Source organism: Muribaculum sp. An289 (assembly GCF_002159555.1).
GTDB lineage: Bacteria > Bacteroidota > Bacteroidia > Bacteroidales > UBA932 > Merdivivens > Merdivivens faecigallinarum.
This window is the reverse complement of record NZ_NFIV01000007.1, coordinates 102,633-124,110: the sequence shown is the minus strand read 5'-3', so window position 1 is coordinate 124,110 and position 21,478 is coordinate 102,633. Positions and strand designations below refer to the sequence as shown.

Here is a 21,478-nt window from a genome sequence, read left to right as displayed (position 1 = left end):
CTGTTCTCCCGAAAGGATGGCAGTTGATTTTGTTCGGGTCATGGAAGAGAAATAAGGACACGGAAGATTCCAACCGGAATTATCCGTTGGTCCAGGTTTTCCACCCCACGGCAAGCACCTCCTTTATGGATTCTTTGATAATCAGCAAGTTATGAAAAGGTCCCCTGCTTTTGGGTACTTCCCAAGACACCCAAATCCATCTCTGTTTTTGCAAGTCGTTGATTGCCAGCGGCTCCGGAAAGGAAGGCTGGCTGTGGGGTGGAAATTTCCAGGCCTCGGCCACGGAGACCGAGACCGAGCCACGGAAACGAAGGGACGGAAGACCGAGAGACGGAGTCACGGAGACCGAGGGGCAGAGGACCGGGAGATGGAGAGATGGAGAAGTAGAGCAAGGACATGGCAGGCAACCGAGCGTGATGCAAGTAGTAACAGAAACGTGAAGGGGGGCGAGGAAGCAAGGCCGGGAACCAGAAGCGTGAAGCCCGGATATGAAATCCGAAACGTTATCAATGTGAAGAATTAGCAATGTGAAGAATTAGCAATGTGAAGAATTAGCAATATGGAAAGTCAGAACAGCAGGCCTTTGAGAAGGACCCAGAAGAAGAAGCGGACGAAGCAGCCGATGAGAGTCATGATGTTGGACCATACAGGTTTTACTTTGTAGAAACCGAGGGCAATGACACCTATCGCGCCTACGACAGGAAGCCATGAGAAAAATGCGAGCCAGAGGCCGAACCTGTCGATGTTTTTCTTCTGTTTTACAAGCGTTTCCTCTTTTACCTTGCAGAGTTTTTCAAGCCAGTCCCACCGTGCGAGCCAGCCAAGCACGTAATTGAGTATTGTGCCTAACCAATTTCCTATGGTGGCGACCAACAGGCATAGCCATGGATTTCCCCCGGCAGCCAGCAGGCCTACCATCAGTACGTCGGAACTGAAAGGCAGGATTGTACCAGCTAAAAACGTTCCGATGAAAAGTCCGAAATACCCCAGGTCTAAAAGCCATTCCATTTGTACAAATCATTTATGTATTTGCCGTCCAAGCGCCGCCGGCCAATATATATCGCAGCCGATGTATAGTGCGCAACATATAGCCAACCAGTATAGTAGCACAACCACTTGTAGCCATCCGGTGTCACCGCTATCCGCTATGGATAATCGGCCGGTGCAAGGACTATAAATTATATGATAATCCGCAAATATATGATAATTCGCAATTATAGGATATATCTGCAAAAAATATATGGTAATATGCAATGCTGGCGGCATGCAAATATAATAGGTACTTCAAGCTTTTTAAAATTTTTCAGACAGCTTCTTGTTTTTCCTGATAAAAATCCCGAATTTTGATAGTTTTTAGAAAGTAATATGGAATATGTCCGTTAAAATATACAGATTATTGCCCTTGCTGACTCTGTTTGCAGGCCTGTCTCTGTCTTTGACAGATGCACGGCCGGCAGAAGCCAACGACCGCAAAATGATGGTCCCGGGCAGGCAAGATGATATCCGTGATGACTTGAGCAAGAGCCGTGACGGCGGGAGAAAGGTGGCATTCAGGTATGAGGCTGATTTTGAGATGTATTTCGACAACAGGGAATACAATACCAATTCTCCGTATCTTTCAAAAACCATTTTCGGGGCTTCCGTAGCTCCGAGAATCGGTTTTTCGGTCAACAGGAAGCATTCGGTGATGGCTGGAGCCGAAATCCAGAAACAGTTCGGAGGAAAATTTTCAAACATATTGGACGGAATATCGCTCTATTATAATTATGACGACGGCCACCACAGGCTGTATGCAGGTGTTTTCCCACGCGAAAAGATGGCCGGAGAGTATTCGGAGGCCTTTTTTTCAGATTCCCTCAATTTCTTCCGTCAGGTAATCCAGGGCCTGCTGTACAGCTATGACGGGAATACAAAGACGGGCTGGAATGTAAATGTGGAGGCTGGAATCGACTGGATGGGACAGTATTCTGATACGGAAAGGGAGCGCTTCATGATTTTTTCGTCAGGCGAATTTTCGACGAAGATTTTCACGATAGGATACAATGCATACGTTTATCATTTTGCAAGCAGCGAAGCAGTCCATGGCGTTATGGATAACATCCTCGTGTACCCTTATTTCAAGGCTGATTTCGGACAGATGCTCGGAATCCAGGAATTTTCGCTCCGGGGGGGGTGGCTCCAGTCCATGCAGAATGACCGCAAACACGGGAACGGCTATCTTTTCCCGGGAGGCGGGGAGTTTTCCTTTGTCGTAAGGCACTGGAATGTCAGATTGGAAAACAAGGTATATGCAGGCGGGGACCTCATGCCTTTTTACGATATGACGGATGACATTGGGGTGCAGTATGGGAACAGCCTTTATTTCGGGGACAGGTATTATTCTGTAGGCAGCGGTTTTTATGACAGGCTCGAACTTTCTTACGAGCCGAGGATTACCGATTTTCTTTCCGTAAAAGTGTCGGCGATAGCCCATTTTTATAATAAATACTGCGGTTGGCAGCAAATGGTAACGATAAAAATGTCATTCTGAGTGGAGGTGCCGATATGAAAACAGGTATGGGAAGCCGTTTGAAAAATCTGATATGTCTGTTGTTGCCGGTCTCGATGCTGGCGGCATGCGTGCCGGAACCGACCGAGCCGCTTTATTATGAGATACAGTCTCCGGATGGCGTGCTGAAAGTTGAAATCACGATAGATTCGACGATATCCCTGCAAATCAACGATACTTCCGGGACAGTTGCCGATATCCCGGACATATATGTCAGGCTGCGTGACGGTAGGGCTTTCGGACTGCCTGACGAGGGCGGGTCTGGAATGCTCCCTTTGAAGGATGTCAATTCCGTATCGGTGGACAGGGTTGTCAAGGCCCCTTTCCATAGGAATTCCACGGCTTTGATGAAATATAACGGAGCTGATTTCGTTTTCAAGGGTTACGGGCTGAGGCTCAGGGTATTCAATGACGGTGTCGCTTACAGGTTCTTTACAAAGAAATCCCGTTTCGGAATTATTTCGGAAAATGCGGTCTTTGCTGTGCCAGGAGCGGAACTGCCGTGCGGCATGTCCTCGGAGCCGAAGGCGGATTCTTCGATGGGTTCTCCTCTGTTTGTCAGGGCCGGAAACAGGAACATCCTGATAGGCGACGGTGACATAGGCTCATATCCGCGTATGTCGTTCGTATGTGACGGAAAGGATTTCAAAGGTGTTTTCCAGTCGATACTGGCCGGTAGCGGCAAAGTGATGGCATATAGTGTGAAAGCCTGCGAATTGCCTTGGAGGATAATCGGTTATGCCGACGACAGGTCTCTGTTGTCAAGCGACCTGAACTATTTGCTGGGCGGAAAATCCAAAATACGCAGGACGGATTGGATAAGGCCAGGAAAATCCCTTGTGCCGTCATCGGATACGGTTTTGCTGCAAACCATAGACCTGGCTGCCAAATACGGTTTCGAATATGTTACGGCAGATGCCGCGGCCGGTAATCTCGACTGTGCGATAGCCCGTGCGGACAGTGCAGGGGTAGGCATTATCCTGCACTTGCACCGTAAGGCGGACTACGAGGGCCGCAACCCGGAAAGGATTTTCCGAAAATATGCTTCAATGGGCATAAAAGGGGTAAAACTCGATTTTAGAGGTGCTGCTGATTTTCTTTCTTCGCAGAAGTTGGAGGCAATCTGTTCCGCCGCCGCGGATGCCGGACTTGTCCTGGATTTGCAGGGAGTGGTTTCACCAGGCCTGAACAGGAAATACCCTAATGTGCTGAATTGCGGAAATCTTCCGGATGTTCCGGACGGGAATGCTTCTAAGAGCCATGCCGCCCGGAGGCAACTCGGAGGAGACAATCTTGCCGCAATGTGGGCAGAAGCCGCAAGGCATTGGGATTGCGGTACCGAATCACGCCGGCTTGCCGAGTTCGTGATACTGGATTCCCCTCTGGCCGAGTTCCGTTGCGGCACGGACAGCGACAGGGATTCATTGTACATGGATTTCGTTTCGTCCATTCCGACCGCCTTCGACAGGACCCTGCCATTGGAAGTCGTTCCGGGGAAAATGGTTGTTAATTCACGTAAAAAAGGAAAATTACGCTATGTGGCGGGAATGAATTCCGATGAGGCGGCCGAATACGTGTTGTACATGGACAAGATAATCGCCCCGGGTGAAAATTATAAGGTCACGATGTTTTCGGATACCGAGGGGACAGGCGAGAAGGGCGGTTATGTCGTACGGGAATTCAAGGTCAATGCGTTTGATAAGATAAAAATAAGGATGGCCCCGGGAGGCGGCTTCGTCATGAGGCTTGTTCCTGTCGGGAGACAATGAATTTATGCCGGAAAACTGTGAATTTTATGAATATAGCTCTGATTGAATCCGATATTCTTTGGGGAGACCCGAAGGCGAACCTCGCGAGGAACGCTTCCGCTATTTCATGCCTGCTTGACAAAAGGGCGGTCGCCGAAAATGATTTGGTACTTCTGCCCGAATGTTTTTCAACGGGTTATGCCATGACTCCGGAACTTGTCGAACCGGAAGAAGGCAGCGCTGCGCTGGAATGGCTGCTGAAGACCGCTGCGGACAACAAGATTGCGCTTTTCACTTCCTTGGCGGTTGAAAAGGATGGAAAATATTATAACCGCGGGTATTTCGTACTTCCTGAAGGAAGGGTGGCTGCGGTTTATGACAAGCGCCATCTTTTCATGGGGGATGAGGCCGGTTTCTATACTGCCGGGGACGGGATAAGTCTTGTGGACTATTGCGGCTGGAGGTTTTGCCTTAATATATGCTATGACCTGCGTTTTCCGGTATGGAGCAGGAACATAAAGGACAAGGATGGAAAATATTATGACGTCATCCTCAATGTATCCAACTGGCCTACATCGCGTTTGGATGTTTCCGACCTCCTGACGAAGGCAAGGGCGCTCGAAAACCAGTCCTACCTGTTTTTTTGCAACAGGGTCGGGGCGGACCCGCTTACCGTGTACAGCGGAGGCTCGGCGGCCGTAGACGCCAAGGGAAGGTCCATAGGCAAGAGGATTGACTTGGACGGTACCGGCTGCATAGTGGCAGGGCTGGACCGCCTGTGGCTCGACAGCTTCAGGGAATATTTTCCCGTTCTTGAAGACGGCGACGGATTCGTTTTGGAAAAATAAAGGATTTTACACTGATTGTAGATAATGGCGGTATGAAAAATTCGTTTTGGTTATTGTCACTGTCCGTATTGCTTGCCGTGTCCTCATGCGGCAGGCTTGAAGACGGTACATACAGGGTGGACATATTTTCGACAAATGACGTCCACGGCAAATATTATGATCTGGCAAAGGTATCTTCCTACATCGGCTCCGAAAGGGAAGCTCTCGGGGAGGACAACGTGCTGCTGATAGATGTCGGGGACATCCTGCAAGGCGACAATGCGGCCTATTATTATAACTATGTCGATACGGTATCCGAACATATCTATGCCAAAGCCGCACGGTACATGAAATACGATGCCGCAGTAGTCGGCAATCACGATATCGAAACCGGCCACGCGGTATATGACAGGATGGTGGACGAATTTCCGATGCCTTTCTTGGCGGCAAATGCTTTGGACACAAGGACAGGGAAGGCCTATTTTCAGGAGTATGCCATTTTCGAGCGCGGAGGCCTGAGGATTGCCGTCATAGGCTTTACCAATCCGAATATCAAACAATGGCTGGCCCCTTCGTTGTGGAGCGGACTCCGTTTCGAACCTATCCTCCCTTACGCCCAGAAAATCGTGGACAGGGTAATCGGCAGGGAACATCCGGACATAGTCATAGCGGCGATGCATACCGGTACCGGGGACGGCAATCCAGCGAATGGGGAAAATCAGGCTTTGGCCTGTCTGAATACGTTGGAGGGTGTGGACTTCGTCTTCTGTGCCCATGATCACAGTTCCAGAATCGAGGAAGGCTACAGGAAAACGGAAGGCCGCGACTCGCTCGTTTCCATTCTGGTGAATGCTGGAAGCCATTGCCGGGAAGTCGGGCATGCCGTGGCCGAAGTCACTGTCAGGGACGGGAAGATAGTTTCAAAAAAACTTTCGGCGGAACTCGTGCCAATGTCCGGCGTTACGCCGGATGAAGGCTATATCGAATATCTCCGTCCGGAATTCGAGGCCGTGGAGGCCTTTACCGTCCGCGAAGTCGGCACACTCGAAGAAGAACTCAATACGAGGGAGGCTTTCAAGGGAAGGGCACTTTATACGGATTTGCTCCATCTGCTGCAACTTTCGTCCACAGGGGCGGACATATCCTTTGCGGCGCCGCTTACCTACGACGGCCATATCCCTGCCGGTGTTCTGAGGTATAAGGACCTGTTTACAATATATCCTTTCGAAAACCAGTTGTTCGTCGTAAGCATGACCGGACGGGAAATAAAGGATGCGCTGGAGTTTTCCTATGACAAATGGGTAAACACCGTTACGGATTCACAGGCATATGCCTTGGCGGCTGGCGCAGACCTTCCGGGAACCCATCTGCTCGCGATTTCCGAAAGGCCTGACAAGAGGACCGGGGCCGAAAGGTTTTCCTTTACCGGCAGGACGTACAATTTCGATTCGGCGGCCGGGATTGATTATACCGTCGATGTGACAGAGCCATACGGGAACAGGATAAATATCATTTCCATGTCGGACGGAAGCCGTTTCGATATGGATTCGGTTTATAATGTCGCAATGACATCGTACAGGGCGAGCGGCGGCGGAGGAATCCTCGCTGCGGCAGGAGTGGATACGGACAATATCGACGACAGGGTGACGGGCCGTTATCCCGAGATACGGAATATACTGTATGACTATCTTGTGGAGAACGGCTGCATATCCGCTTCGTTGTCCCGTGACCCGAGGTTGGGTGACTGGCATTTCATCCCCGAAGGTATAGAAAAGGCGGTGAACCGGGATTTCGACCTCGTTTTTGAATAGATTTTTTTACTGTTTGCTGCAACATATCCGCAATATGGTGCATCTTAGATACGTTGTAGGAAATAATAGATAGTAAGGTGAGGAGATTATTGTTGATTATGCTGTGTCTGTGCCTGTCGCTCCGGTCATTTGCCGATAATGGAGACGACCGGCACGAAGTCGCATTTTCATACGGAGGCATAGCTCCGGCGGCATTTGCCTATTCGAATTATTTCAATCTCGATTTCGGCCATGCTTCTATCGGGCATTACCTCGGTGAAACCGATTTTGTACACAGGATGAAGAACATAGGTGTCTTTTCACTGGCGTGTTACTACCATCCTTTGGACTGGCTGGCCGTAGGCGCAAGGACGTCGGTCACTTCGGATTACGGAAAGATAATGAATGCCAATACGTATGAATTGAGCCGGTATATGAGCATATTCCGGGCCTATGACATAAGTATCGGAGTGAAGTTCGTATATTTCAGACGTCCGTGGGTGCGCCTCTATTCGGAAGTCTTTGCCGGCGGCGGGGCCCTTGTCGATGACAGTAAAAGGTACATGGATGCGGGGAAGACCGTCCACGGCCGTTTCGTATTCCAGTCCGTCCCGATAGGCGTTTCAGTAGGGAAGAGGCTCGGTTGTTTTTTGCAGCTCGAACTCGGCACATCTATCATAGGTGCGAGCGGGGGCATAAGTTACAGGTTTTGAAAATGAGAAGGATATCCGCCATATTGTCTGTGTTTGCGGCCGTGCTTGCTGCCATGTCTGCCGTTTCTTGCTCGAAATTGGAGTTTTCCGAGCCGTTGGACATAAAGGTGATGAACATATACGGCGAATGCAAGGGAGGGGTTTTCTATCATTCGCTCGAAGCGCTTTCACGTGCAGTGAAATGGCAGAAAATCAACGCCATAGAAGACGATGCCCTGAAAGCCTATTTCATGAATCTCGTTTTTCTTGAATACGATACGGACACATTGGATGCCGATGTCCTGCGTATCGGCAATCTCCTGTATTCAACGGGTGGCAGTGATATTCTGGAACAGGGTTCGGTATGGACGGTGAAGACAGTTTTCGATTATGGTTATGACTACAGGATTGAGTGCCTCGGCAATGATGAATGGCGTGTCACAATGAGCTCGCAAAACCTTAATTCCGTTTTTGCCGCCCCTTCAGTCGTATCCGGAGATTTCGTGATTGCGGCATCGGACTCGCCTTCGTATGACGGGATGGTGTTCGTTTTTACAGCAGGAAGCGGAAAAATAGAGGATGAGGCCGCCGACAGTGAAGGAAAGAGAGGGGGGGTGTCCGTGTACATAGAGGAACCGGTGTCTGCCGTAATCGATGAAAACGGTTATGATTATTATGAAAACTGCGTAAGGGAAATCGGTAGCGAGAACAGTAATTACGCACCCCGTCTTCCGGTAACCGTTTTCGGCGGGGCTATGACCATTACCGGCGATGTGGAAGGTGATGAGGGTTTCACAGACGTGCTCTATTACGTGGATCTCAGCCTCGCAAGCATGAATGAAAATATAGTAAGGATTTATTTTAACGGAGTTTGGAAAAGTTATGTGTGGTAAGTTTGTCAGAACGGCGGCCGTAATCTCGTTGCTGCTGTTTTCGTTTAATGCTGCGTATGCCCAGACAAGGACAGGGGACAGCGAGATACGTTTTTCATACGGAGGTGTGGTCTATACCCCTCACGTTCTCTCGTACTCGGACAGTCATGACAATTCGATATATTCTTTCCTCGTCTCCAATCTCAGCGATCCGAAGAATGTGAGAAGCAGCGGAATCCTGTCACTGTCCTACAATTATTTTCTTGAGGACTGGCTTTCGGTCGGCGGAACTGTCGGGACGGCGTTTCTGTATACGGATTTCGAGGACAATTATTCACATACCGAATTTTCTTCTTCCATGACACACGGCTATGTATCGCTCATGGCCGGAGTGCGCTTTCATTTCCTGAACAAGAAATGGGTGAGGCTTTATTCGGACGTAAATATCGGAATCAATATGTTGTACGGCAAGAACGTATCCGCGGTATACTCGGAACTGGCTTTCCAGACCTCGCCTTTCGGAATATCCATAGGTAAGAAAGTTAGTGGGTTCCTTGAACTGAGTATCGGAACAATGTATTATGGAGGAAATATCGGATTAAGTGTCAGGTTTTAGGATTATGGGTAAGAAAATTTTTATGATACTGGCGGCTGCGGTTTTGCTGCCTTCGTGCTCGTATGAACCGTATTGCCCCGACCATTTCATGGAAAGGCATTTTTACGGGGAGGCGCGCGATGTGTTTTTCTATAACGGAGTTGAGGCCTTGTCGAGGGCTATCAGGTGGAGCATAGTGGATACGGTTTCCGTGCCCGGCGACAAGGAAGCCGCGCATGCCTATCTCCTGGACGGGATGAGGGTTTTCGAAAAGGGGGATACGCTTGAAATCGGGGCCCTGAACTATGTAAGGGGAGGAAAATCCCTCTTCGAGACCGGGGCCGTATGGACGGTGACCAATGATTATATCGATGATTTCGAATATGTTATGGAATATTCCGGAGAAATGGCGTGGACCGTTTCTTTCAAGGCATTGATGAAATTGCGGGAATACGATAACGAGATAGAAGCCGAAGGAGAATATCTGCTGAGGTATGTGTCCGGGCAGGGTGGCATGATGTCCCAGGATTTCACTGTAGAATATGCCGAGGGCTCGTATCGTGACCACAGGGAGCTGGAAGACGGCATAGGCGTTATCGATATCAGGATAAAGAGTCCTGTGAATCTGACATACAAGGTGTTCGACGACCCGTATACCCCGGCTCCGTTTTATGTGGAATACTATGAGCTGATGTCCGGGATACATCTTTACGGAGGTGAGTTCTTTATGTATATCAATACTTTGCCTGACAACGAGTTCGATAACGGGACATATATTTTCGATTTGAACTCTTCTACGAAGGACAAGGCCGAAGTATATGCTTCCTACAAGGGCATAGGTAATTATATTGACTAATCGTATCGACTGATAAAGGGAAGGATGATTATATGAAAGGTTCAGCCAATATGTCAATGTTCAAAGGTGTGGCCAACGGCCTTGCTTCTTCGATAAGTTTCGGACTTATACCGCTTTTCACTTTGCCGGTACTTGCCGGAGGGATGTCGATGGATTCCTTGATTTGCTATCGTTTTTCGCTGGCGGCGCTCTTCATAGCGATTCTGATGATTATAAGGAAAGAGTCGTTCAAGGTCTCCAAATCGGACATCCCGCTGCTGGTTCTTGTCGCGATATTCTATGACATTTCGTCCATGTTCCTGTTATGGGCATACGACTTTCTCGGAAGCGGCCTTGCAACGATACTGCATTTTACCTATCCGATTCTTACGACCATCATAATGATGGCGTTTTTCAAGGAAAAAGCATCCTTTCCGAAAATCCTCGCCATACTCATGGCCGTCGCCGGAGTTGTCCTTCTGTCCATCCAGAAGGGCGGGGGAGATATCAGCATTGCCGGTGTGGCGGTGGCCGTCTTTTCCGGTTTGGGATACGCTTCCTATATGGTGTCGATAAATGTTTCGGCAAAGCTACAGAAGCTCAAGGGCCTGAAACTTACATTCTATGTGTTTCTGATAGGGGACCTGTTCCTTATAATAAATTCCTATGCGTTCGGTACGGGCATAGAGCCACTAAACAGCGGTTACGATATACTGAATCTCTTGCTGCTCGCTTTCGTATGTACCATACTTTCCAATCAGACATTGATAGTCTCCATAAAGAACATCGGTTCCGTGAGGGCTTCGGTGCTCGGTGCGATGGAGCCGGTTACGGCCGTGATAGTGGGTCTGCTCGTTTTCAATGAATCGTTGACATGGAAATCCGCTATCGGCATGCTTGTCATTCTTGCAGCCGTTGTGATTATCATCATGGGTGGCAGGAGGAAAGAAAAAATCGGTGTGTAAGAATTGCAAAGGGGCTGCGCCAAAATTGACACAGCCCCGTAAATATTTATCTTTTAATCAGGCCTTTTAATCAGGAAAAGGCGATTATTTTGCAAAAGCTACCGATCTGGTTTCACGGATGACGGTAATCTTTACCTGTCCAGGATAAACCATTTCGTCCTGTATTTTCTTCGCGATTTCAATCGAGATGTTTTCTGCCTCCTTGTCGGATACATGGTCTGCGCCGACGATGACACGGAGTTCGCGTCCTGCCTGGATTGCGTAGCTCTTCGTAACCCCGTTGAACGATTGTGCGATGTTCTCCATGTCTTTGAGCCTCTTGATGTACGACTCGATTACTTCACGGCGTGCTCCAGGCCTTGCCCCTGAAATGGCGTCGCCGACAAGTACGAGAGGCGCAATGAGGGAAGTCATTTCGACTTCTTCGTGATGGGCTCCGATTGCGTTGCAGATTTCAGGTTTTTCCTTGTATTTTTCCGCCAGTTTCATTCCGAGGATGGCATGAGGCAATTCAGGGTCTTCGTCGGATACTTTTCCTATATCATGAAGCAGACCGGCCCTTTTAGCCGCTTTCGGATTGAGTCCGAGCTCCGAGGCCATTGTAGCGCAGATGTTGGCTACCTCGCGGGAGTGCTGCAACAGGTTCTGTCCGTATGAAGAACGGTATTTCATCCTTCCTATCAGTTTTACAAGCTCGATGTGGAGTCCGTGGATGCCGAGGTCTATGCATGTCCTTTTTCCGGTCTCCATTATTTCGTCTTCAAGCTGTTTCGATACCTTTGCGACGACTTCTTCGATGCGGGCCGGGTGGATGCGTCCGTCAGTTACGAGCTGGTGCAGGGCAAGACGGGCGACCTCCCTCCTTACAGGGTCGAAAGCGGAGAGCAGTATGGCCTCAGGAGTATCGTCAACCACTATTTCTACTCCTGTAGCCGCTTCCAGGGCCCTGATGTTCCTACCTTCACGTCCGATGATACGGCCTTTGATTTCATCGCTGTCAATATGGAAAACAGTAACGGCGTTTTCGATTGCCGTTTCGGAAGCCGTCCTCTGGATTGTGTTTATGACTATCCTTTTCGCTTCCTTGGAAGCTGTCAGCCTTGCTTCGTCCATCACATCGTTGATGTAGGAAAGGGCCTCTGTCCTGGCTTCGGCCTTCATGCTTTCCATCAACTGGTTCTTGGCTTCTGCCGCCGACATTCCAGCGAGGGTCTCTATCTGTACTATGACATCATTGCGAAGTTTGTCGTATTCTTCCGATTTCCTGTTTACCAGTTCGGTCTGTGTCCTCAGGTTCTCTTTCAGCGCCTCGATTTCCTTGTTCTTCTTGCCGAGTTCGGAAGACTGCTGGTTCAGAGCCAGTTCCCTTTGCTTGAGCTTGTTCTCGATTTGCTGGATCTGTGCGTTCTTCTCATTTATGAAGTGCTCGTGTTCGGTCTTCAGCTGGAGGAATTTTTCTTTTGCCTGGAAGATTTTTTCCTTTTTGATGTTTTCGCCTTCTTTTTCGGCTTCCATAAGGATACGTTCTTTCTTGTTCTTGAGAACGATATTCTTAATCAATAAATAGACGGACAGCGCAAGGGCTGCGGAGATTACGGCAGTCAGGATGACGGTAAATACAGTGCTCATAAATAATACAGCTATATAGTTTTTTTAGGAAATAGTGGAGAGAATGTGATAAGGATGAAAGAAAAAAACCGCCAGAGATCGTTTTACAAAAAAATCTTAATAAAATAAGATTTGGGCTCCGACTTATTGGTTTTGACTTCCTACGTCCCGTATGGTACGGAATTCCCCTGCAAGGGGTAACTGAGAGGCCTGTCATTGCCTGTCGAGTAGACCCGTTAAAGTTTCAGTGTTGATTTCAGCGAAAGGAACTCTGACGGCTATATTTCAATGATCATCAATGTTATCTTTTTCCAAGTATTTTTTAAGCCTGGAGGATAAATCTTCAACGTCTTCGCGGAGCGGGTCGTTGTCCATCCTGTTTTTCAACTCATGAACCTTCTTTGCCATTATAAGGGCAATCATGGACAGGAAATCGCTCAAAGAGTTTCCGGGATATCTCTCCTTGTATTGGGAGAGAAGCTCGTTGACATCCTTGGCGCCTCGACGGAAATTGGCCTCATCATCGGGGCTCTTCACTTTCAATGAAAGCTCCCTGTCGGCAATCTTGATTTTTATCTTTTGTCCATCGTCATTCATCCGCCCAGCAGTTCTATGCAGTTATCTATCTCACGGATAAGTTTTCCGACCCTTTTCTTCGCATCCTTGCCGTCCTTTTCGGAGGAAACGGCGAAGGCGTGTGACAATTGCAAGTCGCTTATCTTCTTCTCCAATATTTCAATTGTACTTTTATTGGCATCGAGCTTTGCCTTGCATGCTTCGAGACGTTCCTGCAATACTACGTTGTCGCTTTTGACCTTTTCGTATCTGGCCAAAAGGGTTTCGATAGATTGTGTTAAATCTTCCAGCATAATGGCAAACTCTCAACCTGTCGTGCAAAATTAATAAAAAAATGCGAACTGGAAAAATGTTTTTGATGAATAGGGAGGAATAGGGCGGTTAGGCCAGGGTTTGCCATGGAAGCGGACATGAAAACGGGCACGGTTTCCCGCGCCCGCTTCAAATATGGGATATGTTTTTATATCTCCGTAGCTATCCTAGATTCTGTTCAGTATCTGAATGGACTGCTTTCCTTTTTCGATGGCCGCCTCGTTCATAGGGATGAGGTTGTGGTAACGTTCAGGAATCGATTTCATGAGTCCTTTTGTCACATTTTCCATCTCTACGATAGGTTTCATCTGGAGCAACGCGCCCAGAACGACCATGTTGTAAACCTTGGCGCTTCCGAGTTCGGCAGCAACGTCAACGGCAGCTATCGAGCATACGGTGATGTCTTTGCGTGTAGGAAGGTGGGTTATGCCGTTAGGGTCGTAAATGAGCAGCCCGCCTGGTTTTACACGGCTTTCGAATTTGTCCAATGACTGCTGGTTGAGAGCGATGACGGTATCGTAAGTCGTGAGGATAGGTGAACTGATCTTCTTGTCGCTGAGGATGACGGTGACGTTCGCCGTACCGCCCCTCATTTCAGGGCCGTAGGAAGGCATCCAGGTAACTTCGAGGTTCTGCATGATTCCCGAGTATGCGAGAATCTTACCCATGGACAGGACACCCTGTCCGCCGAAACCTGCTATGATTATTTCTTCTTTCATTGTATCAAAATTTTAATGTTTAATCTCCTACCTGTCTTTCAAGTCGCCGAGCTGATAGAACGGGAACATGTGTTCAACCATCCATTCGTTTGCCTTGACCGGTGAAAGTTTCCATCCGGAGTTGCAAGTGCTGACGATTTCAACGAATGAGGTGCCTTTGTCCTTTGCCGAGTTCTCAAAGGCTTTCCTGATGGCCGCCTTGGCTTTTCTTACGGCTGCCGCAGTGTGTACGGACTGGCGGGTAACGTAGCAGGTTCCTTCGAGCTGTGCGATGAGCTCGGTTATCTTCAAAGGGAAACCGTTGAGTTTGGCGTCACGTCCGTAAGGGGTAGTCGCGGTCTTCATGCCGAGCAGGGTGGTAGGGGCCATCTGTCCTCCGGTCATACCGTAAATGGCGTTGTTGATGAAGATGACAACGATGTTCTCTCCGCGGTTGCATGCGTGCATGATTTCAGCCGTACCGATGGAAGCAAGGTCGCCGTCGCCCTGGTAGGTGAATACGTATTTATCCGGATAAAGCCTCTTTGTCGCCGTAGCGAGTGCAGGTGCCCTTCCGTGTGCGGCCTGCTGCCAGTCAATGTCCAGATAGTTGTATGCGAAGACGGAGCATCCTACAGGGGAGATACCGATGGTTTTGTCCTGAATGCCCATTTCTTCAATGACTTCGGCTATGATTTTGTGAACCACTCCATGCGAGCATCCCGGACAGTAATGCATCACATTATCCGTAAGGACAGGGGTTTTGCCGTAAACCTTGTTTTCAGGTTTGATTATATCTTTTATATCCATCTCAATTCAATTTAAAAGGTTTGTAGGCTTACTGAAGGTTGTTGAACTTCTTGAATGCATCGAAGATTTCCTGAGGAGTGCAGATGTTGCCTCCGAGTCGTCCGTAGAATCCTACAGGTACGGCGCCGTTCACTGCAAGTCTTACATCGTCTACCATCTGGCCGGCAGAAAGTTCGATGGACATTGCGCTCTTAATCTGAGGCACGAGTGCCTGTATCTGCTTGGTAGGGAACGGGAAGAGGGTGATAGGACGGAGAAGTCCGGCCTTGATTCCGTTTTCCCTGAGCATGTCTACGGTGGTTTCTACGATACGTGACATACAGCCGTATGCAACGAACAGATATTCCGCATCTTCAGTCATGTATGTAGAGTAAAGCACGTCTTCCTCCTCCATCTTGCGGTACTTGGCCTGGAGACGGAGGTTGGTAGCTTCCTGTACATCGGATTCGAGTGCGAGCGAAGTGATGATGTTGCGAGGCCTGTCAGCCCTTTTTCCTACTGTCGCCCAAGGACAGGTCTTTTCGATTTCTTCATTGGTGCGGCGAGGTTTGGTGGCGTGTATTTCCACTTTCTCCATCATCTGGCCGATTACACCGTCTGCAAGAATCACTGCCGGACACCTGTATTTGAATGCCAGGTCGAATGCCTTGTCCACGAAATCGTACATGTCCTGTGCTGAAGCCGGCGAAAGAACCACGCATCTGTAGTCTCCGTGTCCGCCGCCTTTTACTATCTGATAATAGTCACCCTGTCCCGGCTGGATGGTTCCGAGTCCTGGGCCACCACGGACTACGTTGACCACAAGGCAAGGGAGTTCGGCTCCGGCCATGTAGCTGAGGCCTTCGCACATGAGGCTTATTCCAGGGCTGCTCGACGAGGTCATCACTTTCTTACCGCAGCAGGCACCGCCATAAACCATATTGATCGATGCTGTCTCGCTTTCAGCCTGGAGGACTACCATTCCGGTCGTTTCCCAAGGCTTTTCAGCCATCAATGTTTCCATCACCTCGGACTGCGGGGTGATAGGGTAACCGAAGTAACCGTCCACTCCGTTCCTTATAGCGGAACAGGCGATAGCTTCATTACCTTTCATCAAAATTTTCTCTGCCATAATTATACTGTTTTAAATCTTTACTTTATAAACGGTGATAACCGCGTCAGGGCATACGAGCGCGCAACTTGCGCATCCTATGCAGCCGTCAGTCGCCATTTCGGCGTAATTGTAACCTTTGCCATTCACTTTTTTAGCAAGCGCAATGGTCTTAGTCGGACACGCAGCAACGCAGAGGCCGCAGCCTTTGCATTTTTCGGTATCCACTACAATAGCTCCTTTTATTGCCATAATTAAATGTTATTATAAAGTTTGTAAGTACGTTATTTCTTTATGCGTATTCTCGCATCGATAGGGAGTATCCTGTCCCCGTCGCACAGCAGCGGGTTCAAATCCATTTCGGCGATTTGCGGATAAGCGGCGCAAAGGGCGCCTATCCTCATGATTCTTTCCTTGAATATGTCTTCATTGACAGGTTTCGCCCCGCGGAAGCCCTTGAACAGTTTGCTGCACTTGAGCGATGAAACCATCCTGTCCGCTTCTTCTCTGCTTATCGGAGCAAGTGCGTGGCTAGTGTCGGCTATCATTTCCACCATCGTTCCGCCCATTCCGCAGAGTACCATCGTACCGAATGCACCCTCGTTGTGTGCTCCGATATAAAGTTCGAAACCTTTGAGCATAGGCTGTATCAACGCCCCTGTGGCATCCTGGATTTTCATTATCCTGCCGAAGCTTTCATACGCCTGTGCGAGGTCCTTGATATTGAGGATTACGCCTCCTACATCGCTCTTGTGTACAGGGCCTACGACTTTCATTACCATAGGGAAGCCGACTTTCTCCGCTTTCGCCTTGAGCTCGTCTTCACTGTGGATTACGTATTCTTTCACGCATTCCACTCCGGCAGCTTCGAGAAGCGCCTTGACGTCGGCAGGGGCCAGGTATCCGTCGCCGTTTTCGGCGATAATCCTGTCTATGGTCTTCGTATCCATCCGGTATTCCGGATAATCGGCAGTCGCTCCGAGCTGGTTCATGTATTTGCCGAGGGCTTTTCCGAAAACCACTTCTTCGGAGAAGCTTATGCCGCCCAGGGACTGGAAATATTTTATCTCCTTTTCTGCATTGTGAATCGATGTCAGAAGAGGGTAGATAGGTTTCTTGGAAGTCTGTATGTGCTTGTAAATCACTTCATATACATCCTGTACCGTATTCAGGCCAGGGCATCCGAATATGACACAGATGGCATCAATGAAATCGAAATCGTTTTCGCATGCGTTGAGTATGTCATCGAGCTGTTTTGCTGTTCCTGTCGCAAGGAAATCTATAGGGTTTCCTACTGATGAGCCGAGATAGAGTTTGGACAGCAGTTCCTCAGCCTTCGGTCCTTCGATGTGCGGAATGCTGAGCTTGTTCTCGGAAAGGGTGTCCGTAAGCATGACTGCCGGTCCGCCCGCATGTGTCACGATTGCGATGTTCCTTCCGGCAGGTTTCGGGTACATGAGCACGGCGGCCGCCGTCACGAGTTCCTCTCTTCCGAAGCATCTCAGTATGCCTGCCTTTTCGAACAATGCGTCGACGGCATCGTCCGGGGATGCGAGGGCGCCCGTGTGCGATGATGCGGCGCGGCTTCCTTCGGCGCTGCGTCCGGATTTGATGGCCACGATGCGCGCACCTTTATTATATAGTGAGCGTGCGTGCTTCAGCAGTTTCTGCGGATCCTTGATGCTTTCGAGATACAGCATCTTTACCGGGGAACTCTGGCCGTGGACGTATGTCTCGTCGAGATATTCGAGAATGTCTTCGATATCGGTAACGGCGCTGTTGCCCACCGAGAATACCGAAGCGAATTTGAGTCCGAGCTGCATCGCGGCTTCGAGTATGAAGACGATGGTGGCTCCTGAGCCGGAAAGGAAGTCGATGCCCATCTTGTCGAGCTTCGGCACCGGCTGGGAGAACATTCCCGTATAATAAGGTGTCATTACGCCCACGCAGTTCGGCCCGATCATCGAGGCGTTGTGGTCGCGTACTATTTTTATGATATTCTTTTCAATCTGGGCGCCTTCTGCCGAATTTTCACCGAAACCTGCCGATATGATGATTATCGCTCCGCAATGCTTGTCTTCGCAGAGTATCCTTACGGCCTCTTCGCACAGGTGTGCAGGTATGGCGAGTATTCCGAGATCGACATCCGGAAGATCCTCGGCCTTGTGATAGGATTTGATGCCTTGGACAGTATCGGCTTTAGGGTTTACGACGTAGATGTCCCCATTGAAGGAAGACCTTAAAAGATTGGCAAGGAGCGCTCCGCCAGGCTTGTGTACGTCTTCCGACGCTCCGATTACGGCGATGCTCCGTGGTGATATTAATTCTTTCCTTATCATATATTAAACAAAAAATCTGTGCAAAATTATAAATTTTTATGGTATTTGTACTGTTTCATTTATGAATTTTACAGTAAATGTAGAAAAAAGTATCGATTGTTAATGGCATTGAAAAATTATGCCTAAATTTGAAACCGCAAATTTTGATTTGGAATGGGAAGTATTTTAATTAAAAACGTTTTTCTGAATAACGGAAGGACTGATATTTACATAGATAACGGGATAATCACGAAAATAGGGGCGTGCCCGGACGATGGAGCGGATACGGTGATAGAGGCTTCCGGTCTCGGTGCGATACCCGGTTTTGTCAATATGCATACCCATGCCGCCATGACCCTGATGAGGGGAGTGGAGGAGGATTTGCCGCTGGAAGCCTGGCTGAAGAAGATATGGACCCTCGAAGAGAATATCGATGAGGAGACGATATATTGGGGCACGAGGCTCGCATGCCTTGAAATGATACGCAGCGGCACTACGGCTTTCAATGATTTGTACTGGATGCCGGAAACGGCGGTCAGGGCCGTGGCCGACAGCGGAATGCGGTCGTGGAGCGCATACGTCTGCATGGATCATGGGGATATGCCCAAGGCGGCCCTTGACAGGAAAGGTCTGGAGAGGGCATTCGAAGACTCGTCGCGTTGGGGAAGGAAAACCGTTTTCACGGTGGGTTGCCACTCCGTATACGAAGTAAGCGAAGACATGCTGGTTTGGTGCAGGGATTTTGCCAAGGCCAACGGGCTCAAGCTGCATATCCACCTTTCCGAAACCAGGACGGAGGTGGAAAACTGCATCCGAAGGCACGGCCTGTCTCCTGTGAAATACCTCGATTCGTTGGGGATGCTTGGTCCGGATACGATTGCCGCACACACGTTGTGGCTCGATGCCGAAGACATAAGGCTGCTCGGCGAAAACCGGGTGAATGTGGTGCATAACATCAATTCGAATCTGAAAATAGCTTCCGGCTACAGGTTCCTGTACAACGAACTGAAGGATGCGGGGGCCAATGTGACCCTCGGTACGGACGGCTGCGCGTCGTCGAACAATCTGGACATGCTCGAAGCCATGAAGACGGCCGCCTTAGTGCAGAAGGCGTGGCGCGAAGACCCAAAGGCCATGCCTCTTAAAGAAGTCATGGATATGGCAACAGCAAACGGGGCAAAGGCTTTGGGCCTGAATGCCGGCACAATAGAATGCGGCAGGGAAGCGGATCTGCTTTTGGTGGACATGCGTTGCCCGGCCTTCGTGCCAGACATCAATTTCCTTTCGAACCTTGTATATTCGGCTCACAGCGATGTCGTCGATACGGTAATCTGCGGTGGCGATATACTGATGCGCGGCCGCGTGGTAGAAGGCGAGCAGGAAGTGCTCGACGCCGCCTCCGAAGCAGGCAGGAAATTGTTGTCGAAATCAGGGATGAAATTGATTTAAAAATTAGATATTATTATGGTTATGGACGAAAGAGCTGAAAGGATTTATAATGCGGCGGCCTTTGTGAAGGAAAGGCTCGGAGGCCGCGAACCTTTTGCCGGCATAGTACTCGGCAGCGGACTTGGCAAACTTGCCGACAGGATAGAAGGACAGACAGTCATAGACTATAAGGAAATACCCGGTTTTCCGGTGTCTACGGCGATAGGCCACGCGGGAAAACTCATAGCGGGTACTCTCGGTGGAAAATTCATCATCGCAATGAAAGGCCGTTTCCATTATTATGAGGGTTATCCGATGGATCTCGTCACTCTTCCGATAAGGGTGATGAAAGTCCTCGGCATCAAATACCTTTTCGTTTCAAATGCGGCCGGCGGGGTCAATTTCGATTTCAAAATCGGTGATTTGATGATTATAAAGGATCATATCAATCTGTTGCCTAATCCGTTGATTGGCAAGAATCTCGATGATTTCGGTCCGAGATTCCCGGATATGACCCGTCCTTACGAGCCGGCCCTGATTTCCCTTGCCGTGAAAATAGGGGAGTCGCTCGGGATAGAGCTTAAAAAAGGCGTATACCTTGCAGGTACGGGCCCTTCATACGAGACACCGTCGGAATACAAGTATTTCCGTATGATAGGTGCGGATGCGGTAGGCATGTCCACTATCCCGGAAGTGATTGTGGCAAGGCATTCTTCGATTCCTGTTTTCGGAGTATCCGTGATAACCAACGAGGCACATGACGATTATGCCGAGGATTATGTCAATGACGGGGACGATGTAGTGGCGGCGGCGGATGCTGCGGCAGACAGGATGACAGCACTGTTTACCGGTATTATCGAGGCGCTTTGAGATGCCTGTCAGGTTTCTGAGTCTGTCAAGCGGAAGCAGCGGCAACTGTTATGTCATCTTCAATGAGCAGTGTGCCGTCATGATTGATGCGGGAGTGAGTCTGCGGCGGATGAAAAACTCGTTGAGTGCTGCGGGCATTGCTCCCGATGATATCGACATTGTCCTGATTACGCATGACCATTACGACCACATAAGGCATTTGGGAAAATTCGCGGGCCATTATGGAAAGCCGATATATACGACTCCGACACTGTGCCGTGCGCTCGTGTTCGACAGCCGTGTGAAGGAGGTCGACAATGCTTTCCTGAGACCCTGCGAGTGCATGTCCTGTACCAGCTACGAGGGTTTTACGTTCATGCCCGTTCCGGTAGGCCATGATGCGACTGAAACTGTCGGATACTTTATGGATTTCTATGGGGAAAAAATCCTGTTGCTTACCGACTTGGGCCGGATTCCGCCGGAGGCTTACGGCCTTGCCCGGCAATGTTCCCATATCATAATCGAATCGAACTACGATTTCGACATGCTGCTTACCGGGCCTTATACGCATGAACTGAAGGCCCGGATAATGTGCGAGAAAGGGCATCTCAGCAATGATGATTGCGCCAATTTTATCAGAGGGGTATACCACAAAGGGCTCAAACACGTGTTCCTCTGTCATTTGAGCGAGCAGAACAATACGCCGAAAACGGCCTACGAATGCACTAAGGCGGCTTTGGCGGGAATAGGTGTCGTGCCCGGCAGGGACCTCATGCTTTATCCACTTCCGCGGAGGGAGGCTTCCGCCTTGATTGAACTGTAACCGTTTGTCTTGATTGTACCGTAACCGTTTTTCTGTGATTCCCGACAGGGATTGATTGCCGTTAAAACGTTGGTTTATAACGACAAATATACAA

22 protein-coding genes are annotated in these 21,478 nt (G+C 49.3%); 13 read left to right on the top strand and 9 right to left on the bottom strand.

The window, feature by feature from the left end:
• Positions 1–170 precede the first annotated feature (170 nt).
• Positions 171–440: a hypothetical protein gene (locus B5F83_RS07400; RefSeq protein WP_143822497.1), complete on the top strand. Its 270-nt coding sequence runs from the start codon at positions 171–173 to the stop codon at positions 438–440.
• Between the two features lie 127 nt (positions 441–567).
• On the opposite strand, the gene B5F83_RS07395 is transcribed toward B5F83_RS07400, so the two are convergent.
• Positions 568–1,008 carry a DedA family protein gene (locus B5F83_RS07395; protein WP_087278697.1) on the bottom strand — a complete coding sequence of 147 codons (441 nt, stop codon included), beginning with the start codon at positions 1,006–1,008 and terminating at the stop codon, positions 568–570.
• Positions 1,009–1,372: 364 nt separating this feature from the next.
• Here B5F83_RS07395 and B5F83_RS07390 point away from each other — a divergent pair, with 364 nt between their 5' ends.
• The 9 genes from B5F83_RS07390 to B5F83_RS07350 all read left to right on the top strand — a co-directional run bounded on the left by B5F83_RS07390 (position 1,373) and on the right by B5F83_RS07350 (position 10,872).
• Positions 1,373–2,530 carry a hypothetical protein gene (locus B5F83_RS07390; RefSeq protein WP_087278694.1) on the top strand — a complete coding sequence of 386 codons (1,158 nt, stop codon included), beginning with the start codon at positions 1,373–1,375 and terminating at the stop codon, positions 2,528–2,530.
• A complete protein-coding gene (locus B5F83_RS07385; RefSeq protein WP_087278691.1) occupies positions 2,494–4,317 on the top strand; it encodes a glycoside hydrolase family 97 protein in 1,824 nt (607 codons plus the stop codon). The genes B5F83_RS07390 and B5F83_RS07385 overlap by 37 nt, the downstream gene beginning before the upstream one ends.
• Positions 4,318–4,343: 26 nt before the next feature.
• On the top strand, positions 4,344–5,144 hold the full coding sequence (locus B5F83_RS07380; protein WP_158094183.1) for a nitrilase-related carbon-nitrogen hydrolase: 801 nt from the start codon (positions 4,344–4,346) through the stop codon (positions 5,142–5,144).
• A 32-nt stretch (positions 5,145–5,176) separates the two neighbouring features.
• The gene (locus tag B5F83_RS07375) at positions 5,177–6,934 is read left to right on the top strand and encodes a bifunctional UDP-sugar hydrolase/5'-nucleotidase (protein WP_087278685.1); all 1,758 of its coding nucleotides are present in this window, start codon (positions 5,177–5,179) and stop codon (positions 6,932–6,934) included.
• 98 nt (positions 6,935–7,032) lie between these two features.
• On the top strand, positions 7,033–7,626 hold the full coding sequence (locus B5F83_RS07370; RefSeq protein ID WP_087278682.1) for a hypothetical protein: 594 nt from the start codon (positions 7,033–7,035) through the stop codon (positions 7,624–7,626).
• 2 nt (positions 7,627–7,628) lie between these two features.
• On the top strand, positions 7,629–8,498 hold the full coding sequence (locus B5F83_RS07365; protein ID WP_087278680.1) for a hypothetical protein: 870 nt from the start codon (positions 7,629–7,631) through the stop codon (positions 8,496–8,498).
• Positions 8,488–9,093: a hypothetical protein gene (locus B5F83_RS07360; RefSeq protein WP_087278678.1), complete on the top strand. Its 606-nt coding sequence runs from the start codon at positions 8,488–8,490 to the stop codon at positions 9,091–9,093. The genes B5F83_RS07365 and B5F83_RS07360 overlap by 11 nt, the downstream gene beginning before the upstream one ends.
• 22 nt (positions 9,094–9,115) lie before the next feature.
• On the top strand, positions 9,116–9,928 hold the full coding sequence (locus tag B5F83_RS07355) for a hypothetical protein (RefSeq protein ID WP_087325290.1): 813 nt from the start codon (positions 9,116–9,118) through the stop codon (positions 9,926–9,928).
• Positions 9,929–9,960: 32 nt separating this feature from the next.
• Positions 9,961–10,872 (top strand): DMT family transporter, encoded by a 912-nt coding sequence (locus B5F83_RS07350; RefSeq protein ID WP_087278674.1) that lies wholly within the window; start codon positions 9,961–9,963, stop codon positions 10,870–10,872.
• 84 nt (positions 10,873–10,956) lie between these two features.
• On the opposite strand, the gene rny is transcribed toward B5F83_RS07350, so the two are convergent.
• From rny to B5F83_RS07310, 8 genes are all read right to left on the bottom strand, one after another.
• Positions 10,957–12,501, bottom strand: a complete 1,545-nt coding sequence (gene rny, locus B5F83_RS07345; protein WP_087278672.1) for a ribonuclease Y — start codon at positions 12,499–12,501, stop codon at positions 10,957–10,959.
• A 264-nt stretch (positions 12,502–12,765) separates the two neighbouring features.
• Complete coding sequence (locus B5F83_RS07340; protein WP_087278669.1) at positions 12,766–13,077, bottom strand: cell division protein ZapA; 312 nt, start codon at positions 13,075–13,077, stop codon at positions 12,766–12,768.
• Positions 13,074–13,349, bottom strand: a complete 276-nt coding sequence (locus B5F83_RS07335; RefSeq protein ID WP_087278666.1) for a hypothetical protein — start codon at positions 13,347–13,349, stop codon at positions 13,074–13,076. The genes B5F83_RS07340 and B5F83_RS07335 overlap by 4 nt, the downstream gene beginning before the upstream one ends.
• 186 nt (positions 13,350–13,535) lie before the next feature.
• Positions 13,536–14,087, bottom strand: coding sequence for a 2-oxoacid:acceptor oxidoreductase family protein (locus tag B5F83_RS07330; RefSeq protein WP_087278662.1), 552 nt, complete (start codon positions 14,085–14,087; stop codon positions 13,536–13,538).
• Positions 14,088–14,114: 27 nt separating this feature from the next.
• Positions 14,115–14,876, bottom strand: coding sequence for a thiamine pyrophosphate-dependent enzyme (locus B5F83_RS07325; protein WP_087278659.1), 762 nt, complete (start codon positions 14,874–14,876; stop codon positions 14,115–14,117).
• A gap of 28 nt (positions 14,877–14,904) precedes the next feature.
• The gene (locus B5F83_RS07320) at positions 14,905–15,987 is read right to left on the bottom strand and encodes a 3-methyl-2-oxobutanoate dehydrogenase subunit VorB (RefSeq protein WP_087278656.1); all 1,083 of its coding nucleotides are present in this window, start codon (positions 15,985–15,987) and stop codon (positions 14,905–14,907) included.
• Between the two features lie 12 nt (positions 15,988–15,999).
• A complete protein-coding gene (locus B5F83_RS07315; protein ID WP_087278653.1) occupies positions 16,000–16,221 on the bottom strand; it encodes a ferredoxin family protein in 222 nt (73 codons plus the stop codon).
• A gap of 29 nt (positions 16,222–16,250) precedes the next feature.
• Positions 16,251–18,305: an acetate--CoA ligase family protein gene (locus B5F83_RS07310; protein ID WP_087278651.1), complete on the bottom strand. Its 2,055-nt coding sequence runs from the start codon at positions 18,303–18,305 to the stop codon at positions 16,251–16,253.
• A gap of 153 nt (positions 18,306–18,458) precedes the next feature.
• Here B5F83_RS07310 and B5F83_RS07305 point away from each other — a divergent pair, with 153 nt between their 5' ends.
• Genes B5F83_RS07305 through B5F83_RS07295 form a run of 3 tightly spaced genes read left to right on the top strand, consistent with a single transcriptional unit; the run spans position 18,459 to position 21,384 of the window.
• Positions 18,459–19,733, top strand: a complete 1,275-nt coding sequence (locus B5F83_RS07305; RefSeq protein WP_087278647.1) for an amidohydrolase — start codon at positions 18,459–18,461, stop codon at positions 19,731–19,733.
• A gap of 21 nt (positions 19,734–19,754) precedes the next feature.
• Complete coding sequence (locus B5F83_RS07300) at positions 19,755–20,582, top strand: purine-nucleoside phosphorylase (RefSeq protein ID WP_087278644.1); 828 nt, start codon at positions 19,755–19,757, stop codon at positions 20,580–20,582.
• A 1-nt stretch (position 20,583) separates the two neighbouring features.
• Positions 20,584–21,384, top strand: coding sequence for an MBL fold metallo-hydrolase (locus B5F83_RS07295; RefSeq protein ID WP_087278641.1), 801 nt, complete (start codon positions 20,584–20,586; stop codon positions 21,382–21,384).
• The last annotated feature ends 94 nt before the right edge of the window (positions 21,385–21,478 follow it).

Coding starts and splice junctions, on each gene's coding strand:
- B5F83_RS07370 (WP_087278682.1), top strand. CDS start 7,033: ATGCTGTGTCTGTGCCTGTCGCTCCGGTCATTTGCCGATAATGGAGAC.
- B5F83_RS07365 (WP_087278680.1), top strand. CDS start 7,629: ATGAGAAGGATATCCGCCATATTGTCTGTGTTTGCGGCCGTGCTTGCT.
- B5F83_RS07390 (WP_087278694.1), top strand. CDS start 1,373: ATGTCCGTTAAAATATACAGATTATTGCCCTTGCTGACTCTGTTTGCA.
- rny (WP_087278672.1), bottom strand. CDS start 12,501: ATGAGCACTGTATTTACCGTCATCCTGACTGCCGTAATCTCCGCAGCC.
- B5F83_RS07310 (WP_087278651.1), bottom strand. CDS start 18,305: ATGATAAGGAAAGAATTAATATCACCACGGAGCATCGCCGTAATCGGA.
- B5F83_RS07300 (WP_087278644.1), top strand. CDS start 19,755: ATGGACGAAAGAGCTGAAAGGATTTATAATGCGGCGGCCTTTGTGAAG.
- B5F83_RS07320 (WP_087278656.1), bottom strand. CDS start 15,987: ATGGCAGAGAAAATTTTGATGAAAGGTAATGAAGCTATCGCCTGTTCC.
- B5F83_RS07335 (WP_087278666.1), bottom strand. CDS start 13,349: ATGCTGGAAGATTTAACACAATCTATCGAAACCCTTTTGGCCAGATAC.
- B5F83_RS07340 (WP_087278669.1), bottom strand. CDS start 13,077: ATGAATGACGATGGACAAAAGATAAAAATCAAGATTGCCGACAGGGAG.
- B5F83_RS07295 (WP_087278641.1), top strand. CDS start 20,584: ATGCCTGTCAGGTTTCTGAGTCTGTCAAGCGGAAGCAGCGGCAACTGT.
- B5F83_RS07395 (WP_087278697.1), bottom strand. CDS start 1,008: ATGGAATGGCTTTTAGACCTGGGGTATTTCGGACTTTTCATCGGAACG.
- B5F83_RS07355 (WP_087325290.1), top strand. CDS start 9,116: ATGATACTGGCGGCTGCGGTTTTGCTGCCTTCGTGCTCGTATGAACCG.
- B5F83_RS07305 (WP_087278647.1), top strand. CDS start 18,459: ATGGGAAGTATTTTAATTAAAAACGTTTTTCTGAATAACGGAAGGACT.
- B5F83_RS07350 (WP_087278674.1), top strand. CDS start 9,961: ATGAAAGGTTCAGCCAATATGTCAATGTTCAAAGGTGTGGCCAACGGC.
- B5F83_RS07330 (WP_087278662.1), bottom strand. CDS start 14,087: ATGAAAGAAGAAATAATCATAGCAGGTTTCGGCGGACAGGGTGTCCTG.
- B5F83_RS07325 (WP_087278659.1), bottom strand. CDS start 14,876: ATGGATATAAAAGATATAATCAAACCTGAAAACAAGGTTTACGGCAAA.
- B5F83_RS07360 (WP_087278678.1), top strand. CDS start 8,488: ATGTGTGGTAAGTTTGTCAGAACGGCGGCCGTAATCTCGTTGCTGCTG.
- B5F83_RS07380 (WP_158094183.1), top strand. CDS start 4,344: ATGAATATAGCTCTGATTGAATCCGATATTCTTTGGGGAGACCCGAAG.
- B5F83_RS07375 (WP_087278685.1), top strand. CDS start 5,177: ATGAAAAATTCGTTTTGGTTATTGTCACTGTCCGTATTGCTTGCCGTG.